Source organism: Microcella daejeonensis (assembly GCF_026625045.1).
Taxonomy (GTDB): domain Bacteria; phylum Actinomycetota; class Actinomycetes; order Actinomycetales; family Microbacteriaceae; genus Microcella; species Microcella daejeonensis.
In genome coordinates, this window is sequence record NZ_CP113089.1 from 351566 (window position 1) to 374963 (window position 23398).

A 23398-nucleotide genomic window follows, 5' to 3' on the forward strand; every position below is an offset into this window, starting at 1 on the left:
TCCGCCGCCGGCCGCGACTCAGGTCGCTTCGGAGTCGAAGGGCGCCGGACGCCCCTCGCGCAGCAGTCGCTGACGCTGGGCGTACGCCGATTCGCGCACCGGGGCCGAGACGACCGCCGCCGATGTCGGCTTCACCGCGGGCGCGTCCTCCAGCAGGGTCTCGCGGATGATGCGCCGCGGGTCGTACTGACGGGGGTCGAGCTTCTTCCAGTCGACGTCGTCGTAGTCGGGGCCCATCTCCTCGCGCATGCGCTCCTTGGCCCCGTTCGCCATGTCGCGCAGCGAGCGGATGAGGCGCGCGAACTGCGCGGCGTAGCCGGGCAGGCGGTCGGGCCCGATCAGGAGCACGGCGATCAGCCCGATGAGCAGCAGCTTCTCGAACGTCAGACCGAAGGACACCCGGTCAGAATAGCCGGGCGAACCCGAGCGCCGCCCCTAGGCTTGCAGCGCGAAGGAGAGTGCCGTGGCCGGGAAAGAACTCAGCTGGAAGTACGTCGAGGAGTCGGTGATCGAGCCCGACGAGATCGTCGCCGCGCGCGCGCACTCGCTCGAGCAGGGGGTCGAGCCGATCAGCCCCGCGACGGGCGCGCATCTCGCCCTCGCGACCGCCGCGATCGACGCGCAGAGCATCATCGAGATCGGCACCGGCCTGGGCGTCAGCGGCCTGTGGATGCTCCGCGGCGCGCCGCACGCCCACCTCACCTCGATCGACGTCGAGGCCGACCACCAGGCCGGCGCGCGCCGCTTCTTCACCGACGCCGGTCATCCCGCCTCGCGCGTGCGCCTCATCACGGGCCGCGCGATGGACGTGCTTCCCCGCATGAACGAGGCCAGCTACGACGTGGTGCTCGTGGACGCCGACCCGAAGGGGCTGCTCGAGAGCCTCGAGCACGCCCTGCGCCTGGTGCGCGTCGGCGGCATCGTCGTCATCACCCACGCGCTCTGGCGCGACACCGTGCCCGACCCGGCGAAGCGCGACGGGGTCACGCGGGAGTTCCGCAGCGTGATCGGCGAGCTCGTCGCCTCCGACGCCGTGCACGTGGCGCTCTCGCCCGTCGGCGACGGCCTGCTGCAGCTCGTCAAGCGCTCGGCCTGAGGCCGGGCATCCCGCCGCACTCGGCCTGAGCCCGGGCATCCCGCAGAACTACGGGCCTTAACGGCCGAGCGGGGCCGAGCCCGAAGGCCCGGCCCCGCTCGTCGCGGATGATGCTGTCGTCAGGAGATGGCGGCAGCGAGAGCGCCGTGCAGCTCTCGCGCCTCGTCGTCGTTGACGGAGACGACCAGTCGGCCGCCGCCCTCCAGCGGAACGCGCACGATGATGAGGCGTCCTTCCTTGACAGCCTCCATCGGTCCGTCGCCGGTCCTCGGCTTCATGGCGGCCATAGTGGTCTCCCCTTTCGATGAAAGCTCCTCGATCATTATCCGCTATGAATGCGCTGACGCTAAATCGAGGCGACCCCGACGAGGGGATGCTCAGCCCGCGGCGAGCCAGGCGCGCAGTCCCCGCGCGCAGTCCACGATCTGCTGCACCTCGACGCGCTCGTCGTCGGCGTGCGCGAGCGAGGGATCGCCCGGCCCGTAGTTGACCGCGGGGATGCCGAGCTCGCTGAAGCGGGCGACGTCCGTCCAGCCGTACTTGGGAGCGGGGGTGCCGCCGACGGCCGCGAGGAAGTGCTGCGCGAGCGGGGCATCCAGGCCGGGGCGGGCGCCCGCCGCCGCATCGGTGACGACGACCGCGATGCTCTCGCTCTCGAAGAGCTCGCGCATCAGCCGCTCGGCCTCGGCGGCGCTCTTGTCGGGCGCGAATCGGTAGTTGACCTCCATGACGGCGGCGTCGGGGATGACGTTGCCCGCCACTCCCCCGGTGACGCCGACGGCGTTGAGGCCCTCGCGGTAGGCGAGCCCGTCGACCTCGACCGTGGCCGGCTCGTAGGTCGCGAGCGTCGCGAGGGCCGGCTGCAGGGCGTGGATGGCGTTGACGCCCTTCCAGGCGCGCGCCGAGTGGGCGCGGCGGCCCGTCGTGCGCAGCTCGACGCGCAGGGTGCCGTTGCAGCCGCCCTCCACGGTGCCGTTCGAGGGCTCGCCGAGGATGGCGAAGTCGGCCTCGAGAAGCTCGGGCCGGGTGCGGGCGAGGCGGCCGAGGCCGTTGAGGTCGCTCGAGACCTCCTCGTGGTCGTAGAAGACCCAGGTCACGTCGTACGCGGGGGCGTCGAGCTCGACGGCGAGACCGAGCAGCACCGCGCATCCGCCCTTCATGTCGACCGTGCCGCGGCCGTGCAGCACGCCCTGCTCGAGGCGGGTCGGCAGGTTGTCGTTGATCGGAACCGTGTCGATGTGCCCGGCGATGACGACGCGCTGCGCGCGGCCGAGGGCCGTGCGGGCGACGATCGCATCGCCGTCGCGCACGAGCTCGAGGTGCGGGGCGTGCGCGCGCAGGGTCGCCTCGATGGCGTCGGCGATCGCGCGCTCATCGGCCGAGACGCTCGGGATGTCGCAGAGCGCCGCGGTGAGCGCGACGGGGTCGGCGAGCAGGGTTCGGGAGAAGGCCGCGGCGGGCTCGGGCTCGGTCACCTGATCGAGCCTAGTTCGCCGCGCCGGTAGCCTGGAGCCATGCCCGAGAACGCTGCCGCTCACGCCTGGGGCTACGGCCTCGCCGCCGTCCGCGTCGCCGATGGCGAGGTGCTCGACACCTGGTACCCCTCCCCCGCGCTCGGCACGCTGCCCGCAGGTCGGGATCCGCACATCGTGCCCGCCGAGATCGAGCACCTGCAGGGGGAGGACGAGCGCCGGGGCGTGCGCCTCGAGGTGCGCACGGTCGAGATCGCGCTCGACGCGGCTCCGGCATCCACCCCCGACGCGTACCTGCGCCTGCACCTGCTCTCGCACCGCCTCATCGAGCCCAACGGGCTGAACCTCGACGGCGTCTTCGGCCACCTGCCGATCGTCATGTGGACGACCGCCGGCCCCGTGCACCCCGACGACTTCGCCGCGCACCGCCCCGCCCTGCAGCGGGCGGGCATCTCGCCGCTCGGCATCGACAAGTTCCCGCGGCTGCTCGACTACGTGGCCCCGCCGCGCGTGCGCATCGCCGACGCCTCGCGCGTGCGCCTCGGCGCCTACCTCTCGCCCGGCACGACCGTCATGCACGAGGGCTTCGTCAACTTCAACGCCGGAACCCTCGGCGCCTCGATGGTCGAGGGCCGCATCAGCCAGGGCGTCGTCGTCGGCGACGGCAGCGACATCGGCGGCGGCGCCTCGATCATGGGCACCCTCTCGGGCGGCGGCACGCACCGCGTCGCCATCGGCGCGCGGGCGCTGCTCGGCGCCAACTCGGGCATCGGCATCTCGATCGGCGACGACTCGGTCGTCGAGGCGGGGCTCTACGTCACCGCCGGAACGAAGGTCGTCGTGCTCGACGGCTCCCTCGACGACGACGGGGCGCCCCGCACGGTGAAGGCCGCCCAGCTGTCGGGGGTCGCGGGGCTGCTGTTCCGCCGCAACTCGCTCACCGGAGCGGTCGAGGTGCTGCCCCGCACGGGTGCGGGGGTGCAGCTCAACGAGGCCCTGCACGCGTAGGTCGCGCCCGAGGGATGCCCGGCACGGGCACCCCGGATCACCGGCTCAGGCCTCGTCGGGCGCCGGAGTGCCCTGGTGGAACGCGATGCGCGGGCCCTGCGCGGTGAGCCGCCAGAGCGAGGATCGTCGGGAGACGCCCCCGGGCCCCCGCAGGCGATAGGTGAGCAGCACGAGGTCGTCGGCGATCCGCGTCGCGACGAGCTCGTCGAGCTCACGGTGAACGGGGATCGGCGCAGGTATCGGCGCGGGCACGGCTTCGGGCGCGGGACCGTCTGCCGGCGCGGGACGCTCGGCCGCGAGGGCATCGATGATCGCTGCACGATCGAAGAGGCGACCCGATGCGCCGATCTCGCGGAAGTCGTCGTCGAGGAGGGCCGCCACCCGCGATCGGTCGGACCGGGTCGCGGGGTCGAGCAGCGCGCGCTCCGCGGTGATGACGGCGTCGGTGGGGGCGTCGGTCAAGGCGTCCTGGTCCATTCGGGCACGGTACCGGGCCGGCGACGCCGATCGGTGGATCGAGTGCGAACCGGAAGGCGGGGTCCGCGGATCGAGCACGGCTCGGCAGGTGCGGGCCGCGGATCGAGCGCGGACCGGCAGGCGGGGCGCGTGGATCGAGCGCGGACCGGCAGGCGGAGCGCGTGGATCGAGCGCGGACCGGCAGGCGCGGTCCTTCCCGGGCTGGACCGCGTCCTTGAGCTCCTTCCACAACTACGGATCAGGCGAATCGCTCTCACCCGTTCCGCAGTTGTGGAAGGGCCGGAGGGGCCGGGCCGACTGGAGGGGCGGCGCGGACCGGACGGGCCGACCGGCGGGGAGGGGCCGACCGGCGGGGACGGGCAGACCGGCGGGGACGGCCGACCGGATGGGACGGGCCGGCCGGAGGGATCAGGCAGACCGGAGGAGCTGGGCAATCCGGGCTCGCTCCCGACCGGTCGCGGCACGGGACGACAGCGAGCGCGGGAGCCGGGACGACGGTGAGCGCGGGAGCCCGGAGCCGGGAGCCGGGAGCCGGGAGCCGGGACGACGGTGAGCGCGGGAGGCGAGAGCCGGGAGCCGAGCGCGGAGCACCGGCACGGCCAGCGGGGTGGGCGCGCGGCCGCACGCGGCCGCACGCAGCGCGTGGAGCCGGTGGCGGGCATCCCGCCCTCTGGGGGGGTGCAGAGACGACGAACCCCCGCCGGCCGGAACGGCGAGCGGGGGTTCGAGACGATGCGATCGGGCGGCGCGAGCGCTAGCGCTGCGGCCAGTCGCGGGCGGCCGAGCCGATGTAGAGCTGCTGGGGGCGGCCGATCTTCGTCTGCGGGTCGGAGTTCATCTCGCGCCAGTGGGCGATCCAGCCGGGCAGGCGGCCGATGGCGAAGAGCACCGTGAACATGCGGGTCGGGAAGCCCATCGCCTTGTAGATGACGCCCGTGTAGAAGTCGACGTTCGGGTAGAGACGGCGCTCCTTGAAGTAGTCGTCGTCGAGGGCGATCTGCTCCAGCTCGCGCGCGATGTCGAGCAGCGGGTCGCTGATGCCGAGGTCGGCGAGCACGGCGTCGGCGCTCTCCTTCACGAGCTTGGCGCGCGGGTCGTACGACTTGTAGACCCGGTGGCCGAAGCCCATGAGCTTGATGCCGTCCTCCTTGTTCTTCACCCGCTCGACGAAGCGCTCGACGCTCTCGCCGCTGTCGCGGATGCGGCCGAGCATCGTCAGCACCGACTCGTTGGCGCCGCCGTGCAGGGGGCCGGAGAGGGCGTTGATGCCGGCCGAGATCGAGGCGAACATGTTGGCCTCGGTCGAGCCGACGAGGCGCACCGTCGAGGTGGAGGCGTTCTGCTCGTGGTCCTCGTGCAGGATGAGCAGCCGCTCGAGCGCCGTCGAGAGCACGGGGTTCACCTGGTACGGCTCGGCCATGGTGCCGAAGTTGAGGCGCAGGAAGTTGTCGACGAAGCTCAGCGAGTTGTCGGGGTACAGGAACGCCTGACCGACCGACTTCTTGTGCGCGTAGGCCGCGATGACGGGCAGCTTCGCCAGCAGGCGAATGGTCGAGATCTCGACCTGCTCGGGGTCGTGCGGGTCGAGCGAGTCGCCGTAGTAGGTCGACAGGGCGCTGACGGCGCTCGAGAGCACCGACATGGGGTGCGCGTTGTGCGGCAGCGAGTCGAAGAAGCGCTTGAGGTCCTCGTGCAGCAGCGTGTGGCGGCGCACGCGCTCGTCGAACGCCGCGAGCTCGGCCGGCGTCGGCAGCTCGCCGTAGATGAGCAGCCACGCGACCTCGAGGAAGCTCGAGTTCGCCGCGACGTCCTCGATGGCGTAGCCGCGGTAGCGCAGCACGCCCTTCTCGCCGTCGATGTAGGTGATGGCGCTCTTGGTCGCCGAGGTGTTCACGAAGCCGTAGTCGAGGGCCGTGTAGCCGGTCTGCTTCGTGAGGGTCGAGAGGTCGATGCTGGATGCGCCGTCGACGCTCTGCAGGATCGGGAACTCCGCTGTTCCTCCAGGGAACTGCAGTGTGGCCTTGTCGGCGTCGCTCACTGCGCCTCCTCGCGTAGGGGTGGTCGGGGGTGGTGGCGGGATGCCCGCGGCGCGCGAGGTGGCGGCGCCGGGCGGGGGTGCCCGGTTACAGCCTAGGCGCAAACGCTGACCAGTACCGCATCGGCCAAGAGGTGGGGACGGCCCTTGTGGAGAGCCTCCAGAACCCCTCGTGAAGGCCGACAGCCGAGGGTCAGAACGCCGCGAGACGTGCTACGGCGGCGGCGATCCGCTCGTCCGACGCGGTGAGCGCGAACCGCACGTGGGTCGAGCTCTCCCCCTCGTAGAAGGAGCCGGGGGCGACGAGGATCCCGTGAGCGGCGAGCCGCTCCACGGTGGCCCAGCACGGCTCGTCGCGGCTCGCCCACAGGTACAGCCCGGCCTCGGAGCGGTCGATGCGGAAGCCCGCGCCCTCGAGAGCCGTGCGCAGGGCATCCCGTCGCGCGCGGTAGCGCTTCCTCTGCTCGGCGACGTGGGCCTCGTCGTCGAGAGCGGCGACCATCGCGGCCTGCACGGGCGCGGGCGGGATGAGGCCTGCGTGCTTGCGGGCCTCGAGCAGCGCGCCGATGAGGGCGGGGTCACCGGCCGCGAAGGCCGCGCGGTACCCGGCGAGGTTCGACTGCTTCGAGAGCGAGTAGACGGCGAGCACGCCCGCGTGATCGTCGCCGCAGACCTCGGGGGCCAGGATGCTCGGCACGCGCTCGGGAACCTCCGAGTCGTCGCGCGCCCACCCCTCCGGCTCCCAGCCGAGCTCGGCGTAGCACTCGTCGTCGACGATCACGGCCCCGAGCTCGCGCGCCCGCCGCACGGCGGATCGCAGCTGCTCGACGCCGAGCACGGCGCCGTCGGGATTGCCCGGGCTGTTGAGCCAGACGAGCTTCGTGCCCTCCGGCCAGCGCGCCGGGTCGTCCTCGGCGACGGCGCGCGCCCCGATGAGCGCGGCGCCGACGGCATAGGTCGGGTAGGCGGTGCGCGGGTGCACGATGACGTCGTCGCGCCCGAGGCCGAGCAGCAGCGGCAGCAGGGCGACGAGCTCCTTCGAGCCGATCGTCGGCAGCACGGCATCGGGGCCGGCGAGCGTCACGCCGCGGCGGCGCAGGAACCAGCGGACGATCGCCTCGCGCAGCGCGGGCGTGCCCATCGTCTGCGGGTAGGCGTGGGCGTCGGTCGCGGCCACGAGGGCCTCGCGCACGACATCGGGGGTCGCATCGACGGGCGAGCCGACCGAGAGGTCGACGATCCCGTCGGGATGCTCGCGCGCCCGCGCCGCGAACGGGGCGAGCGAGTCCCAGGGGAAGTCGGGAAGCTGCAGCGCCACGGGTCGAGAGGGACTACGCCTGCGGCGGCAGCGCGGTGATCACCGCGTGATCGGAGTGGATGACCCCGACCTTCGCCGCTCCGCCGGGCGAGCCGATCTCCTGGAAGAACTCGACGTTCGCGGTGTAGTAGTCGCTCCACTGCTCGGGCAGGTCGTCCTCGTAGTAGATCGCCTCGACGGGGCACACGGGCTCGCAGGCGCCGCAGTCGACGCACTCGTCGGGGTGGATGTAGAGCATCCGGTCGCCCTCGTAGATGCAGTCGACAGGGCACTCGTCGATGCAGGCGCGATCCTTGACATCGACGCAGGGAAGGGCGATCACGTAGGTCACAGCGCGGTCCTGTCCTTATCTTCTTCGGGGGTCGTCTCGATGCTAGTGGGCGCGGCGCGGTGAGGCCGCTGAACGTCGGGCCAGGCGAGCACGAGCAGGGCGATGATCCCGAGCCCCAGGATCCAGGCGTAGCCCGGCGCGTTGCCCGGGATGATCACGCTGCCGCTCGGGCTGGGGATCGCGAGCCAGCCGACGACGCCGCCCAGCAGCAGCGCGGCGGCGAGGGTCGGCAGGCGCCCGCGCGTCGTCGCGCGCACTCCGAGCAGGAGCGTCGCCGCCGTGGCGAGCGCCATGACGATCCCGAGCGGCGGGATCGACTGGTGGGTGAACGAGCCGACGAGGCCGAGCACGGCGCCGCCGAGCGCGGCGAGCGCCGTGGAGCCCGCCCGCCCGAGCAGTGCGATGGGGCGGGGCTCAGGCATCGAGGCGGAGCATCCACCCGTGCGGATCGGGGCGGCGGCCGTACTGGATGTCGGTCAGCTCCTCGCGGAGCGACATGGTCAGCGCGCCGGGCGCGGCGTCGGCCGAGCCGATCTCGAAGCTCTCGCCGTCGACGACGCCCTTGAGCAGGCCGATCGGCGTGACGACGGCCGCGGTGCCGCAGGCGAAGGCCTCGACGATGTCGCCGCTCGCGACGCCGTCGCGCCACTCCTGCAGCGAGACCTGGCGGCGCTCGACGCGGTGCCCGCGATCCTCGGCGAGCTGCAGGATCGAGTCGCGCGTGATGCCCTCGAGGATGGAGTCGCTGTGCGGGGTGATGAGGGTGCCGTCCTTGCGCACGAGCACCACGTTCATGCCGCCGAGCTCCTCGAGCCAGACGCCCTCGACCGAGTCGAGGAACAGCACCTGCTGGCAGCCGTGCTCGGCGGCCTCGGCCTGCGCCACGAGGGAGGCGGCGTAGTTGCCGCCGGTCTTCGCCGCGCCCGTGCCGCCCTTGCCGGCGCGGGAGTACTCGGTCGAGAGCCAGATCGACACGGGGCTGACGCCGCCGCTGAAGTAGGCGCCGGCCGGGGAGGCGATGACGTAGTAGTTGACCTTGTTGGCCGGGCGCACGCCGAGGAAGGCCTCCTTGGCGAACATGAAGGGCCGCAGGTACAGGCTCGTCTCGGGGGCGCTGGGCACCCAGTCGCCGTCGACCGCGATGAGACGGCGGATCGATTCGAGGAAGTGCTCGGTGGGCAGCTCGGGCAGCGCCATGCGGCGGGCGGAGCGCTGCAGTCGGCGCGCGTTGGCGTCGGGCCGGAAGCCCCAGATGCTGCCGTCGGCGTGGCGGTAGGCCTTGAGGCCCTCGAAGATCTCCTGCCCGTAGTGCAGGACGGCGGCGGAGGGGTCGAGCGCGATCGGACCGTAGGGCTGCACGCGGGGGCGGTGCCAGCCGCCGCGCTCGCTCCAGCAGATGTCGACCATGTGATCGGTGAAGTGCTTGCCGAAGCCGGGGTCGGCGAGGATCGCCGCGCGCTCCTCGGCCGAGGTCGGGTTCTCGGAGCGCAGCGTCTGGAACATCAGGCTCTGAGAGGCCATCTGCAGGGGGATCGTCATGGTCGTCCTCGAGGGTCGCCGGTGCGGGGATGCTCCCCGCCGGTGGAGTGTGGGTTCAGGGTACTCCCCGCGGGTCGCGGGGTTCCGGGGGCGCGGCGCCGGGTGGGCGCGGGCCGCCGCGCGTCAGACCGTGCCGAGCGCGGCGACGATCGCGTCGCCCACCTCGGCGGTGGTGCGACGCGCCCCGCCGCGAGCGGCGAGGTCGGCGGCGACCGCGCGCTCGATGCGCGCGGCGGCGGACGCCAGCCCCGTCTGCTCGAGCAGCAGCGCCACCGACAGGATCGCCGCGGTGGGGTCGGCCTTCTGCTGCCCCGCGATGTCGGGGGCCGAGCCGTGGACGGGCTCGAACATGCTGGGGAAGGCGCCAGAGGGGTTGAGGTTGCCCGAGGCCGCGAGGCCGATGCCGCCGCTGATGGCGGCGGCGAGGTCGGTGAGGATGTCGCCGAAGAGGTTGTCGGTGACGATGACGTCGAAGCGGGCCGGATCGGTGACGAGGAAGATCGTCGCGGCGTCGACGTGCAGGTAGTCGACGGCCACCTGCGGGAACTCCGCGGCGACGCGGTCGACGGTGCGCTGCCAGAGCGCACCGGCGTTGACGAGCACGTTGGTCTTGTGCACGAGCGTCAGGCGCCCGCGGCGGGCGACGGCCTGCGCGAAGGCGAAGCGCACGACGCGCTCGACGCCGTAGGCGGTGTTGACGCTCGTCTCGTTCGCGATCTCGTGCGGGGTGCCCACCCGGATGCTGCCGCCGTTGCCGACGTAGGGCCCCTCGGTGCCCTCGCGCACGACGACGAAGTCGACCTCGCCGGGGTTCGCGAGCGGGCTGGCGACCCCGGGCAGGATGCGCGTCGGGCGCAGATTGACGTGGTGGTCGAGCGCGAAGCGCAGGCGCAGCAGCAGCCCGCGCTCGATGATGCCGCCCGCCAGGCGCGGATCGCGCGGATCGCCGCCGACCGCCCCGAGCAGGATCGCCTCGTGCTGCCCGAGGGCGGCGAGCGTGTCCTCCGAGAGGATCTCGCCCGTCGCGAGGTAGTGCCCCGCTCCGAGCGGGTAGCGGGTCTCGCGCACGACGGCCTCGCCGTCGACCGCCGCGTGCAGCACCTTGAGCGCCTCGGCCACGACCTCCGGGCCGATGCCGTCGCCGAGGATGACGGCCAGGTCGATGGTGCGGGTCATAGCGGGGCCTCTCGCGGGGGTGGGAAGGGCATCCAGCGGAATCTCAGGCTGGAGGGCGCATGCCCGGAGTCCCGGGCCCTGCAGGCCTTCAGGCTACCCGTTGCGCGCCGATGCGCGGAGACGGGCACTACCGCCGGATACACAGGAAACGCTAAAGTGACGCACTGAATCGAAAGGAGCTCCCCCTATGAGCATCGGTTTCGGAATCTTCCTGTTCGCGGTGGGCGCCATCCTGGCCTTCGCCGTGAACGTCAGCGTCGATGTGGTCAACCTGGACGTCATCGGGTACATCCTGATGGCGGCCGGTCTCGTGACCGTCATCATCGGCATCGGCCTCATGGCGCGACGCCGCTCGGCGATCACCACCGAGCACCGTCGCACCGACCCCGTCAGCGGCGAGAGCGTCACGCGCCGCGAGTCGGACGTCCTCTAGAGCTCCTCGAACGCCGAACGGCGCCGCCCCCGTCAGGGGTGCGGCGCCGTTCGCATGAGCGGGCTCGCGCGGCCGGATCGTCAGCCGCGCGGCGCCATCGCCGAGATGAGCTCGTAGGCCACGTGCGAGGCGGCGACCGCGGTGAGCTGCGCGTGGTCGTAGGCGGGGGCGACCTCGACGACGTCGGCGCCGACGAAGCGGTGCTCGGCGAGGGCGCGCACCATGCCGAGCAGCTCGCGGCTCGTCATGCCGCCCGCCTCCGGCGTGCCGGTGCCCGGGGCGTGCGCGGGATCGAGCACGTCGATGTCGATCGAGACGTACACCGGGGCATCCCCCAGACGGGCGCGCATGCGCTCGATTGCGCGCGGCAGACCCTCGTCCTGCAGGTCGTCGGAGGTGATGACGGCGAAGCCGAGGCGCTCGTCGTCGCGCAGATCCTGCCGGCTGTAGAGCGGCCCGCGGATGCCGACGTGCAGGCTCGCGGTCGTGTCGATGAGCCCCTCCTCGCTCGCGCGGCGGAACGGGGTGCCGTGCGTCACGGGCGCGCCGAAGTAGGTGTCCCAGGTGTCGAGGTGCGCATCGAAGTGCACGACGGCGACGGGACCGCCCGCGCGCTCGGCCGCGACCCGCAGCAGCGGCAGCGCGATGGTGTGGTCGCCGCCGATCGTCACGAGGCGCGCGCCGTCGGCGGTGAGCTCGCGCGCCGCGCGCTCGATGGCGGTGACGGCCTCGGCGATGTCGAAGGGGTTCGCGGCGATGTCGCCCGCGTCGACGACCTGCTGGTTCGCGAAGGGCGAGACGTCCTGCGCGGGGTTGTAGGGCCGCAGCAGCCGCGAGGCCTCGCGCACGTGCGCGGGCCCGAAGCGCGCGCCGGGCCGGTAGCTCACGCCCGAGTCGAAGGGCACGCCGACGACGGCGATGTCCGCGCGCTCGACCTGGTCGAGGCGCGGCAGGCGCGCGAAGGTGGCGATGTCGGTGTAGCGCGGTCGCGTGCTGGCATCGGCGGGGCCGACGGGCTCGGTGGTCATCCCGGCTCCTCTTCTCGCGGCGCCCGTGCGTCGCGGTCGCTCCAGATTAGTCACTGCAGGTATCCAAATGTTGTCCCATGGTGAACATGAGCGGTGAGCGAATAGTCTGTCCCCCAGTACGGGACCGAGCATCCGCTCGAGCACCCGCCCGATCGACGCACTCGGAGGCGCCGTGAGACCCGTCCACCCCACCGCGAGCCGCGAACCCGTGCGCATCGGGGCCCGGCTGCGGGCATCCCGTCTCGCCCAGGGCCTCACCGTCGCCCAGGTCGCGGAATCGGCCGGCCTCACCCGCGGGTTCCTCAGCCGGGTGGAGCGCGACGAGACCTCGCCCAGCGTCGCGACCCTCATCACCGTGTGCCAGGTGCTGTCGATGCCCGTCGGCGACCTGTTCGAGAGCGTCGAGAACGACGTCGTGCACCTCGGCGAGGCCCCGCTCATCAACATGGGCGGCAGCGGACTGGAGGAGCGCCTGCTCACGCCGCGCGGGCAGGGCCGCGTGCAGCTGCTGCGGTCGACGCTGCAGCCCGGCGCGACGGGGGGCGCGGAGCCCTACACGATCAACTGCGACGTCGAGGTGGTGCACGTCGTGAGCGGCGCGCTCGAGCTGCGGCTCGGCAACGAGATCCAGGTGCTCGAGGCGGGCGACACCGCGACCTTCCCCGGGCGCGAGCCGCACACCTGGCGCAACGGCCACGACGGGATCACGGAGATCGTCTGGGTGCTCGTGCCCGCGGCCTGGAGCGGCTCGAGCTGAGGAGCGGCGCGCCTCAGTTCTCGACGATGGTGATGGCGCGCATGAGATCGGCGTCGATCGCGGCGCCGACGCGCGCGAGCAGGGCGTCGGGCACGCGGTTGTCGACGGTGAGCACGCTCAGCGCCGGGCCGCCCGCGCGGTGGCGCGCGATCTGCATGCCGGCGATGTTTATGCTCGCCTCGCCGAACTCCTTGCCGTAGACCGCGACGATGCCGGGTCGGTCGGTGTAGAGCATGACGATGAGGTGCTCGGCCATCGGCACCTCGACGTCGTAGCCGTTGATGGCGACGATCTTCTGCGCCTGCTTCGCTCCGACGAGGGTGCCCGAAACGCTCAGCTGGGTGCCGTCGGCGAGCGCGCCGCGGATGGTGAGCAGGTTGCGGTACTCCTCGCTCGTCGCCTCGGTCAGCAGGCGCACGGCCACTCCGCGCTGCTCGGCGAGCAGGGGCGCGTTGACGTAGCTGACCTGCTCGCTCGAGATGCTGCTGAAGATGCCCTTGAGGGCGGCGAGCTTGAGCACGCCGACGTCGTGCGCCGTGATCTCGCCGCGCACCTCGACGTCGATGCTCGCGAAGGGGTGGTCGGCGAGGCCGGCGAAGACCTGGCCGAGCTTCTCCATGAGCGGGATGCCCGGACGCACGCTCGGGTCGATGACGCCGCCCGCGACGTTGACCGCATCGGGCACGAGCTCGCCGTCCAGCGCGAGGCGCACCGAGCGGGCGACCGAGACGCCCGCCTTCTCCTGCGCCTCATCCGTCGAGGCGCCGAGGTGGGGGGTGAGCTGGATGCCCGGGGCCCCGATGAGGGGCGAGCCGACGGGGGGCTCGCTGACGAAGACGTCGAGGCCGGCGCCCGCGATGCGGCCGGCGACGAGGGCCTCGTGCAGGGCATCCTCGTCGATGATGCCGCCGCGGCTGGCGTTGACGATGCGCAGGGACGGCTTGGCCTTCGCGAACTGCGCCGCGCCGATGAGACCGGTGGTCTCGGCCGTCTTCGGGATGTGGATGGTGATGAAGTCGCTGCGCTCCATGAGCTCGTCGAGGCTCAGCAGGGTGACGCCGAGCTGCTGCGCGCGGGCCGGCGGCACGAAGGGGTCGTAGCCGACGAGCTCGACGCCGAAGCCGGCGAGGCGCTGGGCCACGAGGGTGCCGATGCGGCCGAGGCCGACGATGCCGACCGTCTTCTCGTAGAGCTCGACGCCGGTGAAGGCGGAGCGCTTCCACTCCCCCGCCTTCATGGAGGTGTCGGCGGCGGGGATGTGGCGCGAGAGCGCGAGCAGGTGCCCGACGGCGAGCTCGGCGGCCGAGACGACGTTCGAGGTGGGGGCGTTGACGACCATGACGCCCGCGGCCGTGGCGGCCTTGACGTCGACGTTGTCGAGACCGACGCCCGCGCGGGCGACGACCTTGAGGCCGGTGCCGGCGGCGATCGCCTCGGCGTCGATCTGGGTCGCCGAGCGGATGAGCACGGCGTGCGCCTCGGCGAGCGCCGCGAGCAGCGCGGGCCGATCGGTGCCGTCGACGTGACGGATGTCGAAGTCGGGCCCGAGGGCGTCGACGGTGGCGGGCGACAGAACTTCGGCGATGAGCACGACCGGCTTGGTCACAGGAGCGTCCTTACAGGGGGCACGAGAGTGCGGCGGGAGTCGCGGCGGCGATGACGCAGAGGGTGGTCGCGGTCGCCGCGCGGCAGTCGGGCGGCCGGTGCACCCAGGCTATCGCAGGCAGAATGGCGGGCATGACGCCCGAGACGCCGGTCATCGCCGCCCGCATCGTGACCGCCGTGGTCTTCATCGCGATGGGCGCGCTGCACTTCGTGCCCGCGGCGGGTCGGGGCATGGCGGCGATCATCCCGCCCGGGATGCGCGGCCGCCCCTTCTCGGCGAAGACGCTCGTGCGGCTCACGGGCGTCGCCGAGATCGCGGGAGGCATGGGGCTGCTCCTCGAGCCGACGCGCGCCGCGGCCGGGATCGCCCTCGCGGTCTTCCTCGTCGCCGTCTTCCCGGCCAACGCCTACGCCGCGCGGCACCCCGAGCGCTTCGGGCGCATCGCCATCCCGTTCTGGCCGCGCCTGATCGGCCAGGTCGTGCTCATCGCGCTCGTGCTGTGGGTCGGCCTGTCGCCGGTCTGAGCGCTGCGCCGCCTGCGCCGCCTCCGCCGCGGGTCAGAATCCGCTGAGGCTCGCGGCCGTGGCGATGAGGCTGAGCCGCGTCGTCGCGATCACGGCGAGGGCCACGATGAGCACGAGCGTGAACCGCGTGACCGACTGGCGGCGGGCGATGAGGATGCTCAGGCCGAAGATCAGCGGCGGCGCGACGACCCCGGCCACGAGCACCGCCCACGGCGTGCGGTCGGCGATGCCGAGCGCCTCGTACTGGGCCGGGAGCCCCACGAGGCTCGAGAGGCCGTCCCAGAGGAACCAGGCCACGAGCAGGCCGAGGAGCACGGCGACCGCCGCGCGGGCGGCGCCGAAGCGCGGGCGGGCGACGGGGCCGGCAGCGGCATCCGCCCCGGTGCTCCCGGCGGGGGCCGAGGCGGCGCGCGCGTCGTCGGGCAGCGGCGGCGGGGCGGCGGTCATGCGAGCACTCCGAGGAGGAAGGGCCACGGCACGAGCACGAGCGTGCCGAGGGCGAGCCAGCCGAGGCGCGCGGCGGGGCGGCCGTCGCGGGTGAGGGCGATCGTCGTCGCGAACCAGAGCGCCGAGGCGATGATCGCGAGGAACTCGCCGAACTGGTACATGATCTCGATGAGCAGGGTCGGGCCGGTGAGCGACAGCAGCTGGATCCCGAGGATCCACCCGACGGAGTACATGAGGTAGACGCCGGCGAGGATGCCCGTGGCGAGGGTGATCGCCGTGCGGCGTCGATCGCCCGGGGCGCGGCCGGCCGCGAGGGCCGGATCGGCGTCGCCGTCGGCGCCCGCGCCGGATCCTCCCGCGGACCGCTCATCGGGGTCGAGGTCGTCGAGCTCGTCGCGGCCCGGGTCGACGTAGCTCGCGTCGGCCTCGTCGCCCCAGCTCAGGGCATCGTCGGGGCGGTCGGAGCTCATGGGATCAGCCTACCGAGGCCCGACGGTGCGAGACTGCGGGGGTGATCGATGCCGCCCTGTACGCGCGACAGCTCGCCCTGCCGGGCTTCGAGCCCCGCTCCCAGCAGAGTCTCGCCGCCGCGCGCGTGCTCGTCATCGGCGCCGGCGGGCTCGGCAGCGCCGTGCTGCCCGCCCTCGCGGCGGCCGGCGTCGGCACGATCGGCATCATCGACGACGACGTCGTCGAGCGATCCAACCTGCACCGTCAGACGGTGCACACCGCCGCCGACGTCGGGCGGCGGAAGGTCGACTCGGCGGCCGAGCGGCTTCTCGCGCTCGCGCCGCATGCGGCGGTCATCCGGCACGTCGAGCGGTTCGCGGGCCCGACCGCGCTCGCCCTCGCCGGCGACTACGACCTGCTCGTCGACGGCAGCGACACCTTCGCGACGCGCTACCTCGCCGACGACGTCGCCGTGCTCACGGGGATCCCCCTCGTGTGGGGCGCGGTGCTCGCCTACGGCGGGCAGGCGGGCGTCGGTCGCCTCGCGGGCGGCCCCGGCTACCGCGACCTGTTCCCGAGCCCTCCCCCGCCCGAGACGGTCGTCGACTGCGCGCGGGGCGGCGTGCTGCCCACGGTCTGCGGCGTCATCGGCTCGATCATGGCGACCGAGGTGCTCAAGATCATCACGGGCATCGGCAGCCCGCTCGCGGGACGGGTGACGACCTACGACGCGCTGACCGGCGGCTTCCGCGAGCTGGCCTACGAGGCCGACCCCGCAGCGGAGCCGATCACGGGGCTCATCGACTACGCGGTGTTCTGCGGACTCGGCCCGGCGGGCTCGTCATCGGCCGAGACCGATCCCGATTCCGATTCCGACGACGGCCGCGACGAGCTGACCGCGCCCGAGCTCGCCGCCCGCCTCGCCGCCCCCGGCGCCGCCGAGGAGGTGCAGCTCGTGGACGTGCGGGAGGAATGGGAGTTCGCGATCGGCAGCATCCCGGGCGCGCTCCTGATGCCCCTCGGCCGCCTGACGGACGAGCTCGCCGGGCTCGACCCGGCCCGGCCCGTCATCGCGTACTGCCACCACGGAATCCGCTCGCGCACGGCGCTGCGCCTGCTGCACGACGCCGGGTTCCGCGCGCAGCACCTCGCGGGGGGCATCGAGGCCTGGTCGGTGCAGGTCGATCCCGCGGTCGCCCGGTACTGAGGCATCGCGATGACCGACGCGACCGCGACCGCGACCCGCACCATCGAGCTGGTGCACCTCCTCGCCTCCCCGCTGCACCGGTACGAGGGGCGACCCGGCGACGGGGCCCTGCCGGCCGTCGGCGAGGAGCTGCACGAGCGGCTCGAACTGCGCGAGGGCCTCGGCATCGTCGGCGACCGCCACTTCGGGCACCGCGCGCACGCCGATGCCGCCGTCACCCTGCTCGCGATGGAGACCGTCGACGAGCTCGCCGAGCGCTACGCCCTCGAGCCGGAGGCCGTCGCCCGGCGGGCGCGGCGCAACATCCTCACCCGCGGTCTCGACGTCGACGCGCTGCGCGGCGCGATCATCCGGCTCGACACGGGTCACGGCGAGGTCGTGCTGCGCGCCACGCGCCCCGCGAACCCCTGCGCATGGATGGATGCCGAGCTCGCGCCCGGCGCCTTCCGAGCCCTGCGGGGCCGCGGCGGCATGCGGTGCGCCGTGCTCTCGAGCGGCGTCCTCCGCCGCGGTCAGGCGACCTGCACGACCACGCCGTGATACCCCTCGGCGCCGTCGGGCGCCACGGGCACCTGCTGGGAGCGCTGCGTCATGCCGGCCGTGTCGGTGGCCCGCACCTCGAGCATGTGCGACCCGGGCGTCGCCTCCCACTCGTAGACCCACTGGCGCCAGGTGTCGATCGAGATGGCATCGGCGAGCCGGGCGGGGGCCCACGGCCCCCCATCCACCCGCACCTCGACGCGCTCGATGCCGGTGTGCTGCGCCCAGGCGATGCCCGCGACCGCGACCGTGCCCTGGCCGACGGAGGAGAACGATCGCGGCACGTCGATGCGCGAGTGCGTCTTGACGGGGCCGCGCTCCGACCAGCCGCGCGTGCTCCAGTAGGCGAGGTCGGCGTCGAAGCGCGTGACCTTCAGCTCGACGACCCACTTCGTCGCGGAGACGAAGCCGTAGAGGCCCGGCACGACCATGCGCACGGGGAACCCGTGCTCGAGCGGCAGGGGCTCGCCGTTCATGCCGATCGCGAGCAGGGCATCCCGATCGGGGTCGGTCAGCACGTCGAGGGGCGTGCTCGCCGTCCAGCCGTCCTGGCTGCGGGAGAGCACCATGTCGGCCTCGGGCAGCGGGCGCGCCATCGCGAGCACGTCGCGGATGGGGTGGCCGAGCCAGAGCGCGTTGCCGGTGAGGTCGCCGCCGACCTCGTTCGAGACGCACATGAGGGTCACGTACGACTCCTGCAGCGGCATCGCGGCGAGCTCGTCCCAGCCGATCTCGATCTCCTGCTCGACGAGGCCGGTGACGCGCAGGCGCCACTGGCTCGCATCGATGGCCGGCACCTGCAGCGCCGTGTCGATGCGGTAGAAGTCGGCGTTCGGGGTGACGAGGGGCGTGATGCCGGGCACGTCGAGCGCGGTGCCGTTCGCGAGCGGGGCGGCGGGGGTCGCGGCGGCGGGCAGCACGATCGCATCGCGGGCGCGCTGCGCCATCGCGGTGGCGGAGGCGATCGCGCGCGAGCCGAGCCCGACGACGGCCGCACCGACGGCGGTGGCGGTGAGCATGCCGAGGAACCCGCGGCGGCCGACGTCGGCGGGGGTGCGGGAGGCGGGGCTCGTGCGGGCGGGCGGCGCGGCCGTGGCGGTGACGCCCGGGGCGAACGGGCCCTGCGAGCGACCCGACGCCGAGGCGACGGGGGCGGCGGTCGTTGCGACGGGCGGGGCGGCGGGCGCCTCCGCCCAGACCTGGAGCCGGGCGGTGAGCAGGCGGAGCACGAGCACCCCGACGACGAAGCCCACGGCGGTCGGCACGGCCCAGAGCCCGGTCGCCTCTGCGCGGGTGAGCACGGCGACGAGGGCGACCATGCCGACGACGCCGACCGTCACGGCGCCCCACGGCGGGCGGCGGCGCTCGAGGAGGCCGGCGATGACGGCGAGCACGGCCACGAGCAGGCCGACGATGAGGAGCAGCACGAGCTTGTCGTTGATGCCGAACAGCGCGATCATCAGGTCTTTGAGCCACGGGGGCGCGAGGTCGATCGCGAGGGCGCCGACCGCGAGCACCGGACTGCTCGCCGGGGCGAGCAGGAGCGCGAGCAGCTCCGTCGACGCGAGCGCCGCGGCCGCGGCGACGATGCCGACGACGGCGGCCCAGACGGTGCGTGCGCGTGCGGTCATAGCCCGAGGCTACGCATCGATCGCTGGGGGTGCCGTGCGCAAACCTTTCCGATTCCTTACGAGCCGACCGCCCCCGCTCCCCCGCATCGGGCGAGGGCGATACTGAGGGGCATGAGCCAGCCCCCCGCTCCCGCCGAGCATCCCGTCGACGGGCCGTCGCCGCGCCGCAGCGTCGAGGAGCACCGTCGCGCCGTCGCCGCCCTGCTCGCCTCGGCGCCCGCCTCCCCGGCCGAGACCGTGCCGCTCTCCGCGGCGCTCGGGCGCGTGACCGCCGTCGCCATCGCGTCGCCCGTCGACCTGCCGCTGTTCCGCAACTCCCAGATGGACGGCTACGCCGTGCGCGCGGCCGACGTCGCGGCCGCCCGGGCCGGTGCCGTCGTCGAGCTCCCCGTCGTCGGGGTGATCGCGGCCGCCGCGGGCGAGGTCGCGCCCCTGCCCCCGGGCACCGCGGCGCGCATCATGACCGGGGCGCCCGTGCCCGCGGGCGCCGATGCGATCGTGCCGGTCGAGGACACCGCGGCGGGAGCGGATCCGACGACGGTCGTCGTACGCCGGGCCCGCGGCGTCGGCGAGTACGTGCGCGAGCGGGGGGACGATCTGCGCGCGGGCACCGAGCTGCTGGCGGCGGGCATCCGTCTGTCGTCCCGGCACATCGCGGCGCTCGCGGCGGCCGGCATCGGGCAGGTCGCCGTGCGACCCCGCGCACGGGTCGCGGTCATCACGACGGGGGCCGAGCTCGTCGCCCCCGGCACGGCTCCCGGCCCCGGGCAGGTGCACGACGCCAACGGCCCGGCCCTCGCGGCCGCGGTCACCGAGGCGGGCGCGATCGTGAGCGTGCAGAGCCGCGTCAGCGACGACCCCGAGGCGCTGCGGGAGGTGCTGGATGCCGCCGCCGCCGTGAGCGACGTCATCCTCACCTGCGGCGGCATCTCGAAGGGCGACTTCGAGGTGGTGCGCGCCGTGCTCGAACCGCTCGGGGCCTGGGTCGGATCGGTCGCCATGCAGCCCGGCGGCCCCCAGGCGACCGCCGTGCACCGGGGCGTGCCCGTCGTCTGCGCGCCGGGCAACCCCGTGAGCGCGCAGCTCTCGTTCGAGCTCTTCGTCGCTCCGCCGCTGCGCGAGGCCGCCGGCCTGCCCGCGGCGGCGCGCGAGCGGCGGACGCTCACGCGCGAGCTGCGCTCGCTGCCCGGCGTCGTGCAGCTGCTGCGCGCCCGCGCCGTCGACGGCGGCCGCATCGAGCCCGTCGCGGGCCCCGGCTCTCACCTGGTGGCGGCGATGGCCCGCGCCGATCGCATCATCGAGGTGCCGGCCGAGATCGACCGGCTGGACGCGGGCGACGAGGTGCGAGCATGGGTGCTGTGAACGATCGACCCGGCCTCAGCCACCTCGACTCCGACGGCAGGGCCCGCATGGTCGACGTCGGGGCCAAGCCCGTGACCGCGCGCGTCGCCACGGCGAGCGCCCGCTACCGCACCCGCCCCGACGTGATCGCACTCGTGCGCGGCGACGGGCTGCCGAAGGCCGACGTGCTCGCCACCGCCCGGCTCGCCGGCATCGGCGGGGCGAAGCGCACGAGCGAGCTCATCCCGCTGTGCCATCCGCTGCCCCTCGACGCGGTGTCGGTCGACTTCGTGCTCGAGCGGTCGAGCATCCTCATCACGGCCACGGCCCGCACGACCGGCCGCACGGGCGTCGAGATGGAGGCCCTCACGGCCGTCGCCGTCGCCGGCCTCACCCTGCACGACATGGTCAAGGCGGTGGATGCGCACGGCTCGCTCACCGAGGTGCGCCTCGAGGCGAAGACCGGCGGGCGCAGCGGCGACTGGATGCGCGACCCCGAGCCCGTCGACGAGGCGGCCCCGACGACCGCCGTCGACGGCGCGACTCCGGCGGCCGCCGCCGTCCGGGCGCGCACCGCGGCCGTGCTCGTCTCCTCGACCCGCGCCGCCGCGGGCACCCGCCCCGACGAGACCGGACCGCTCATCGCCGCCTGGTTCGCCGAGCACGGCTGCGCCGTCGACGGCGTGACCGTCGTGGCCGACGCAGTGATCGGCGACGCGCTCGATGCCGCGCTCGCCACCGCCCCTGCCGTCATCGTGGTGACCGGCGGCACGGGCGTCGGGCCCGACGACCGCACACCCGAGGCCATCGCCGCGCGCATCGACACCGCGCTGCCCGGCATCGCCGAGGCCGTGCGCGCCCGCGGTCTCGCCGCCACCCCCACCGCGGCACTCAGCCGCGGCGTCGCGGGCATCGCGCGCGGCACCGTCGTGATCGCCCTCCCCGGCTCGACCGGCGGGGTGCGCGACGGGCTCACCGTGCTCGACGGCCTGCTCGACCACCTCCTCGACCAGCTCGCCGGCGGCGACCATGGCTGATCCGACGGTCGACCGCCTCGGCTCTCAGACCGTCGGCACGAGCGAGCCCGAGCCCGCCGGTGACCGCGTGCTCGCCCGGGTGACGGCCGAGCCGCTCGACGCCGCCGCGGTCGAGGCCTGGGTCGCCACGCGCGCCGACGGAGCGGTCGTGACCTTCCGCGGCGTCGTGCGCGACCACGACCACGGCCAGGCCGTGACCGGGCTCGAGTACCAGGCGCATCCCGAGGCCGAGGCCCTGCTCGCGCAGACCTGCGCCCGGGCGAGCGCGCGCACGGGCCTGCGCATCGCCGCCGCGCACCGCGTCGGCCCGCTCGCCATCGGCGACCTCGCGCTCGTCGCCGCGGTCGCCTCCCCGCACCGCGCCGACTCCTTCGCCGCCCTCGCCGCGCTCATCGACGCGATCAAGTCCGAGGTGCCGATCTGGAAGCGCCAGCACCTGGCCGACGGCGCGACGGAGTGGGTCGGGCTCTAGGCGCGACGACCCCGCACCGGGTCGCGGCGCGCGCCGGTCATCCCCCCGCGAAGGGCGGCAGCACGTCGATGCGCGCACCGGTCCCGATGGCGAGGGGATGCGCGTCCTCGCGCCGCACGACGCCGTCGACGAGGAACGACCCCTGCGCCAGCACGTGACCCATCGCCGGGCCGTAGCGGGCGACGAGGTGCGCGCGCACGGCCCCGACCGTCGTCAGGGCGGCGGCCTCCTCGCCGAGCAGCGTCTCCTCCTCGCAGCCCGCGGCCTCCGCCGCCGCGGCGAAGTAGCGCAGTCGCAGCTCAGCCACCGATGGCTCCCATCGTTCGGATCGGACGACGGAAGCCCTCGCGCTCCATGCCGTGCCCCGCCTGCTTGCCCCACATCGCCGCGCGCCAGAGATCGGCGAGCTCGGCGTCGTCGGCGCCCGCCCGCAGTCGGCCGCGCAGATCGAGCTCGTCGTCGCCGAAGAGGCAGGAGCGCACGGTGCCCTCGGCGGTGAGGCGCGTGCGGTCGCAGGCCGAGCAGAACGACCGCGTGACCGAGGCGATGATGCCGACCCGGGCCGGGCCGCCGTCGACGAGCCACGACTCGGCCGGGGCGTGCGGGTCGTCGCGGTGCGGATCGCTGAGCGCGAAGCGCGGAGCGAGGGTGGCGACGAGCTCGGCGGCGTCCACCATGTTCTCGCGCACCCACGCCTCGTCGGCGTCGAGGGGCATCTGCTCGATGAACCGCAGCTCGACCCCGTGCTCGAGGGACCACGCGAGGAGGTCGGCGGCCCCCGCGAGCGTGTCGCGCATGAGCACGGCGTTGATCTTCAGCGGGGTGAGCCCGGCGCGGCGCGCACCCTCGATGCCGCGCAGCACGGCCGGCAGGCGATCGCGCCGCGTCAGCCGGGCGAAGTGGTCGCGGTCGACCGTGTCGAGCGAGATGTTGACGCGCGTCAGACCCGCGTCGCGCAGGGCGTCGATGCGCCGCTCGAGCCCGATGCCGTTGGTCGTGAGCGAGATCGAGGCGGTGCCAGCCACTCGGGCGCTCTGCGCGATGATGTCGACGAGATCGGGGCGCAGCAGGGGCTCGCCGCCGGTGAAGCGCACGTCGACCACGCCGAGCTCGTCGACGGCGATGCGCACGAGCCGGGCGATCTCGTCGGCGGTGAGCAACCGGCCCGTCGGGACGACGGGCAGACCCTGCTCCGGCATGCAGTACGTGCAGCGCAGCGAGCAGGCCGTCGTCACCGAGATGCGCAGGTCGCGGGCGGTGCGGCCGAAGCGGTCGACGAGCGCCGACGTCGCGGGCCGGTCGGCGGTGCCGGGCGGCCCGGGCGGGGTGCGGCGCAGGCCGGGCATCCCGAGGCCGATCGCTGACATGCCGTCAGGGTAGGGCCGTTCGCTGAGCGCGACCCCGGGTGGTGCAGCGCGCGGGTGGATGCCCGGCGCCCGTGTCGGCGGCGGCCGCTAGCGTGATCGGCGGAGG

27 protein-coding genes are annotated in these 23398 nt (G+C 73.9%); 10 read left to right on the plus strand and 17 right to left on the minus strand.

Going from position 1 to position 23398, the window contains the following annotated elements; all coding sequences use genetic code 11:
* Window positions 1-18: 18 nt before the first annotated feature.
* Entirely contained in the window at window positions 19-399 is a 381-nt protein-coding gene (locus tag OVN18_RS01790) for a sec-independent translocase (protein ID WP_267737835.1), read from the minus strand.
* 64 nt (window positions 400-463) lie between these two features.
* Here OVN18_RS01790 and OVN18_RS01795 point away from each other — a divergent pair, with 64 nt between their 5' ends.
* Window positions 464-1096, plus strand: a complete 633-nt coding sequence (locus OVN18_RS01795; protein WP_267737836.1) for an O-methyltransferase — start codon at window positions 464-466, stop codon at window positions 1094-1096.
* Between the two features lie 119 nt (window positions 1097-1215).
* Here OVN18_RS01795 and OVN18_RS01800 read toward each other — a convergent pair whose 3' ends face one another.
* Window positions 1216-1383, minus strand: coding sequence for a DUF3117 domain-containing protein (locus tag OVN18_RS01800; protein ID WP_168916213.1), 168 nt, complete (start codon window positions 1381-1383; stop codon window positions 1216-1218).
* 90 nt (window positions 1384-1473) lie between these two features.
* Window positions 1474-2571, minus strand: coding sequence for a succinyl-diaminopimelate desuccinylase (dapE, locus tag OVN18_RS01805; RefSeq protein ID WP_267781566.1), 1098 nt, complete (start codon window positions 2569-2571; stop codon window positions 1474-1476).
* A gap of 39 nt (window positions 2572-2610) precedes the next feature.
* Here dapE and dapD point away from each other — a divergent pair, with 39 nt between their 5' ends.
* Window positions 2611-3576 (plus strand): 2,3,4,5-tetrahydropyridine-2,6-dicarboxylate N-succinyltransferase, encoded by a 966-nt coding sequence (dapD, locus tag OVN18_RS01810; protein WP_267781567.1) that lies wholly within the window; start codon window positions 2611-2613, stop codon window positions 3574-3576.
* 45 nt (window positions 3577-3621) lie between these two features.
* Here the strand turns inward: dapD and OVN18_RS01815 are convergent, their stop codons facing one another.
* From OVN18_RS01815 to OVN18_RS01845, 7 genes are all read right to left on the minus strand, one after another.
* Window positions 3622-4053, minus strand: coding sequence for a nuclear transport factor 2 family protein (locus OVN18_RS01815; RefSeq protein ID WP_267781569.1), 432 nt, complete (start codon window positions 4051-4053; stop codon window positions 3622-3624).
* Between the two features lie 754 nt (window positions 4054-4807).
* Window positions 4808-6091, minus strand: a complete 1284-nt coding sequence (locus tag OVN18_RS01820) for a citrate synthase (RefSeq protein WP_267737840.1) — start codon at window positions 6089-6091, stop codon at window positions 4808-4810.
* Between the two features lie 190 nt (window positions 6092-6281).
* Complete coding sequence (gene dapC, locus OVN18_RS01825) at window positions 6282-7406, minus strand: succinyldiaminopimelate transaminase (protein WP_267781570.1); 1125 nt, start codon at window positions 7404-7406, stop codon at window positions 6282-6284.
* 13 nt (window positions 7407-7419) lie between these two features.
* Complete coding sequence (gene fdxA / locus OVN18_RS01830; protein WP_168916217.1) at window positions 7420-7737, minus strand: ferredoxin; 318 nt, start codon at window positions 7735-7737, stop codon at window positions 7420-7422.
* On the minus strand, window positions 7734-8159 hold the full coding sequence (locus tag OVN18_RS01835; RefSeq protein WP_267781572.1) for a DUF6113 family protein: 426 nt from the start codon (window positions 8157-8159) through the stop codon (window positions 7734-7736). The genes fdxA and OVN18_RS01835 overlap by 4 nt, the downstream gene beginning before the upstream one ends.
* A complete protein-coding gene (locus OVN18_RS01840) occupies window positions 8152-9258 on the minus strand; it encodes a branched-chain amino acid aminotransferase (protein ID WP_407666076.1) in 1107 nt (368 codons plus the stop codon). The genes OVN18_RS01835 and OVN18_RS01840 overlap by 8 nt, the downstream gene beginning before the upstream one ends.
* 141 nt (window positions 9259-9399) lie before the next feature.
* Window positions 9400-10452 (minus strand): 3-isopropylmalate dehydrogenase, encoded by a 1053-nt coding sequence (locus OVN18_RS01845; protein ID WP_267781573.1) that lies wholly within the window; start codon window positions 10450-10452, stop codon window positions 9400-9402.
* A gap of 187 nt (window positions 10453-10639) precedes the next feature.
* Between OVN18_RS01845 and OVN18_RS01850 the strand changes: the two genes are divergently transcribed.
* Window positions 10640-10885, plus strand: coding sequence for a DUF6458 family protein (locus OVN18_RS01850; protein WP_267737845.1), 246 nt, complete (start codon window positions 10640-10642; stop codon window positions 10883-10885).
* Window positions 10886-10965: 80 nt separating this feature from the next.
* On the opposite strand, the gene speB is transcribed toward OVN18_RS01850, so the two are convergent.
* Window positions 10966-11913: an agmatinase gene (speB, locus tag OVN18_RS01855; protein WP_267781575.1), complete on the minus strand. Its 948-nt coding sequence runs from the start codon at window positions 11911-11913 to the stop codon at window positions 10966-10968.
* 172 nt (window positions 11914-12085) lie between these two features.
* Here speB and OVN18_RS01860 point away from each other — a divergent pair, with 172 nt between their 5' ends.
* Window positions 12086-12670, plus strand: coding sequence for a cupin domain-containing protein (locus OVN18_RS01860; RefSeq protein ID WP_267781577.1), 585 nt, complete (start codon window positions 12086-12088; stop codon window positions 12668-12670).
* A gap of 13 nt (window positions 12671-12683) precedes the next feature.
* Here the strand turns inward: OVN18_RS01860 and serA are convergent, their stop codons facing one another.
* Window positions 12684-14276, minus strand: a complete 1593-nt coding sequence (serA, locus tag OVN18_RS01865; RefSeq protein WP_267781579.1) for a phosphoglycerate dehydrogenase — start codon at window positions 14274-14276, stop codon at window positions 12684-12686.
* Between the two features lie 131 nt (window positions 14277-14407).
* On the opposite strand from serA, the gene OVN18_RS01870 reads away from it, so the two are divergent.
* The gene (locus OVN18_RS01870; RefSeq protein WP_267781581.1) at window positions 14408-14800 is read left to right on the plus strand and encodes a DoxX family protein; all 393 of its coding nucleotides are present in this window, start codon (window positions 14408-14410) and stop codon (window positions 14798-14800) included.
* 33 nt (window positions 14801-14833) lie between these two features.
* On the opposite strand, the gene OVN18_RS01875 is transcribed toward OVN18_RS01870, so the two are convergent.
* A complete protein-coding gene (locus OVN18_RS01875; protein WP_267781582.1) occupies window positions 14834-15247 on the minus strand; it encodes a hypothetical protein in 414 nt (137 codons plus the stop codon).
* A complete protein-coding gene (locus tag OVN18_RS01880; RefSeq protein WP_267781583.1) occupies window positions 15244-15717 on the minus strand; it encodes a hypothetical protein in 474 nt (157 codons plus the stop codon). The genes OVN18_RS01875 and OVN18_RS01880 overlap by 4 nt, the downstream gene beginning before the upstream one ends.
* 41 nt (window positions 15718-15758) lie before the next feature.
* Between OVN18_RS01880 and OVN18_RS01885 the strand changes: the two genes are divergently transcribed.
* Both OVN18_RS01885 and OVN18_RS01890 read left to right on the plus strand, forming a co-directional pair.
* Window positions 15759-16904, plus strand: a complete 1146-nt coding sequence (locus OVN18_RS01885; RefSeq protein WP_267781585.1) for a ThiF family adenylyltransferase — start codon at window positions 15759-15761, stop codon at window positions 16902-16904.
* Between the two features lie 9 nt (window positions 16905-16913).
* Window positions 16914-17444, plus strand: coding sequence for an MOSC domain-containing protein (locus OVN18_RS01890; protein ID WP_267781586.1), 531 nt, complete (start codon window positions 16914-16916; stop codon window positions 17442-17444).
* Here OVN18_RS01890 and OVN18_RS01895 read toward each other — a convergent pair.
* On the minus strand, window positions 17417-19075 hold the full coding sequence (locus tag OVN18_RS01895; protein ID WP_267781587.1) for a molybdopterin-dependent oxidoreductase: 1659 nt from the start codon (window positions 19073-19075) through the stop codon (window positions 17417-17419). The two genes, OVN18_RS01890 and OVN18_RS01895, sit on opposite strands and share 28 nt — an antisense overlap.
* Before the next feature lie 111 nt (window positions 19076-19186).
* Here OVN18_RS01895 and OVN18_RS01900 point away from each other — a divergent pair, with 111 nt between their 5' ends.
* From OVN18_RS01900 to OVN18_RS01910, 3 genes are read left to right on the plus strand one after another with little or no spacing between them, the layout of a single operon-like run.
* Window positions 19187-20437, plus strand: coding sequence for a molybdopterin molybdotransferase MoeA (locus tag OVN18_RS01900; RefSeq protein ID WP_267781588.1), 1251 nt, complete (start codon window positions 19187-19189; stop codon window positions 20435-20437).
* Window positions 20434-21453, plus strand: a complete 1020-nt coding sequence (moaCB, locus tag OVN18_RS01905) for a bifunctional molybdenum cofactor biosynthesis protein MoaC/MoaB (protein ID WP_324287790.1) — start codon at window positions 20434-20436, stop codon at window positions 21451-21453. Before OVN18_RS01900 ends, moaCB begins: the two co-directional genes overlap by 4 nt.
* A complete protein-coding gene (locus tag OVN18_RS01910; RefSeq protein ID WP_267781590.1) occupies window positions 21446-21925 on the plus strand; it encodes a molybdenum cofactor biosynthesis protein MoaE in 480 nt (159 codons plus the stop codon). The genes moaCB and OVN18_RS01910 overlap by 8 nt, the downstream gene beginning before the upstream one ends.
* 37 nt (window positions 21926-21962) lie before the next feature.
* Here OVN18_RS01910 and OVN18_RS01915 read toward each other — a convergent pair whose 3' ends face one another.
* Window positions 21963-22232 (minus strand): MoaD/ThiS family protein, encoded by a 270-nt coding sequence (locus OVN18_RS01915; RefSeq protein ID WP_267781591.1) that lies wholly within the window; start codon window positions 22230-22232, stop codon window positions 21963-21965.
* Window positions 22225-23292 (minus strand): GTP 3',8-cyclase MoaA, encoded by a 1068-nt coding sequence (gene moaA, locus OVN18_RS01920; RefSeq protein ID WP_267781593.1) that lies wholly within the window; start codon window positions 23290-23292, stop codon window positions 22225-22227. Before moaA ends, OVN18_RS01915 begins: the two co-directional genes overlap by 8 nt.
* Between the last annotated feature and the right edge of the window lie 106 nt (window positions 23293-23398).

Bases quoted from the DNA above. Each gene is read 5' to 3' on its own strand.
- OVN18_RS01880 (WP_267781583.1), bottom strand. From the start codon at position 15,717: ATGAGCTCCGACCGCCCCGACGATGCCCTGAGCTGGGGCGACGAGGCC.
- OVN18_RS01895 (WP_267781587.1), bottom strand. From the start codon at position 19,075: ATGACCGCACGCGCACGCACCGTCTGGGCCGCCGTCGTCGGCATCGTC.
- OVN18_RS01835 (WP_267781572.1), bottom strand. From the start codon at position 8,159: ATGCCTGAGCCCCGCCCCATCGCACTGCTCGGGCGGGCGGGCTCCACG.
- OVN18_RS01875 (WP_267781582.1), bottom strand. From the start codon at position 15,247: ATGACCGCCGCCCCGCCGCCGCTGCCCGACGACGCGCGCGCCGCCTCG.
- OVN18_RS01870 (WP_267781581.1), top strand. From the start codon at position 14,408: ATGACGCCCGAGACGCCGGTCATCGCCGCCCGCATCGTGACCGCCGTG.
- OVN18_RS01910 (WP_267781590.1), top strand. From the start codon at position 21,446: ATGGCTGATCCGACGGTCGACCGCCTCGGCTCTCAGACCGTCGGCACG.
- OVN18_RS01890 (WP_267781586.1), top strand. From the start codon at position 16,914: ATGACCGACGCGACCGCGACCGCGACCCGCACCATCGAGCTGGTGCAC.
- speB (WP_267781575.1), bottom strand. From the start codon at position 11,913: ATGACCACCGAGCCCGTCGGCCCCGCCGATGCCAGCACGCGACCGCGC.
- moaA (WP_267781593.1), bottom strand. From the start codon at position 23,292: ATGTCAGCGATCGGCCTCGGGATGCCCGGCCTGCGCCGCACCCCGCCC.
- dapD (WP_267781567.1), top strand. From the start codon at position 2,611: ATGCCCGAGAACGCTGCCGCTCACGCCTGGGGCTACGGCCTCGCCGCC.
- OVN18_RS01840 (WP_407666076.1), bottom strand. From the start codon at position 9,258: ATGGCCTCTCAGAGCCTGATGTTCCAGACGCTGCGCTCCGAGAACCCG.
- OVN18_RS01850 (WP_267737845.1), top strand. From the start codon at position 10,640: ATGAGCATCGGTTTCGGAATCTTCCTGTTCGCGGTGGGCGCCATCCTG.
- OVN18_RS01800 (WP_168916213.1), bottom strand. From the start codon at position 1,383: ATGGCCGCCATGAAGCCGAGGACCGGCGACGGACCGATGGAGGCTGTC.
- OVN18_RS01900 (WP_267781588.1), top strand. From the start codon at position 19,187: ATGAGCCAGCCCCCCGCTCCCGCCGAGCATCCCGTCGACGGGCCGTCG.
- OVN18_RS01845 (WP_267781573.1), bottom strand. From the start codon at position 10,452: ATGACCCGCACCATCGACCTGGCCGTCATCCTCGGCGACGGCATCGGC.
- OVN18_RS01815 (WP_267781569.1), bottom strand. From the start codon at position 4,053: ATGGACCAGGACGCCTTGACCGACGCCCCCACCGACGCCGTCATCACC.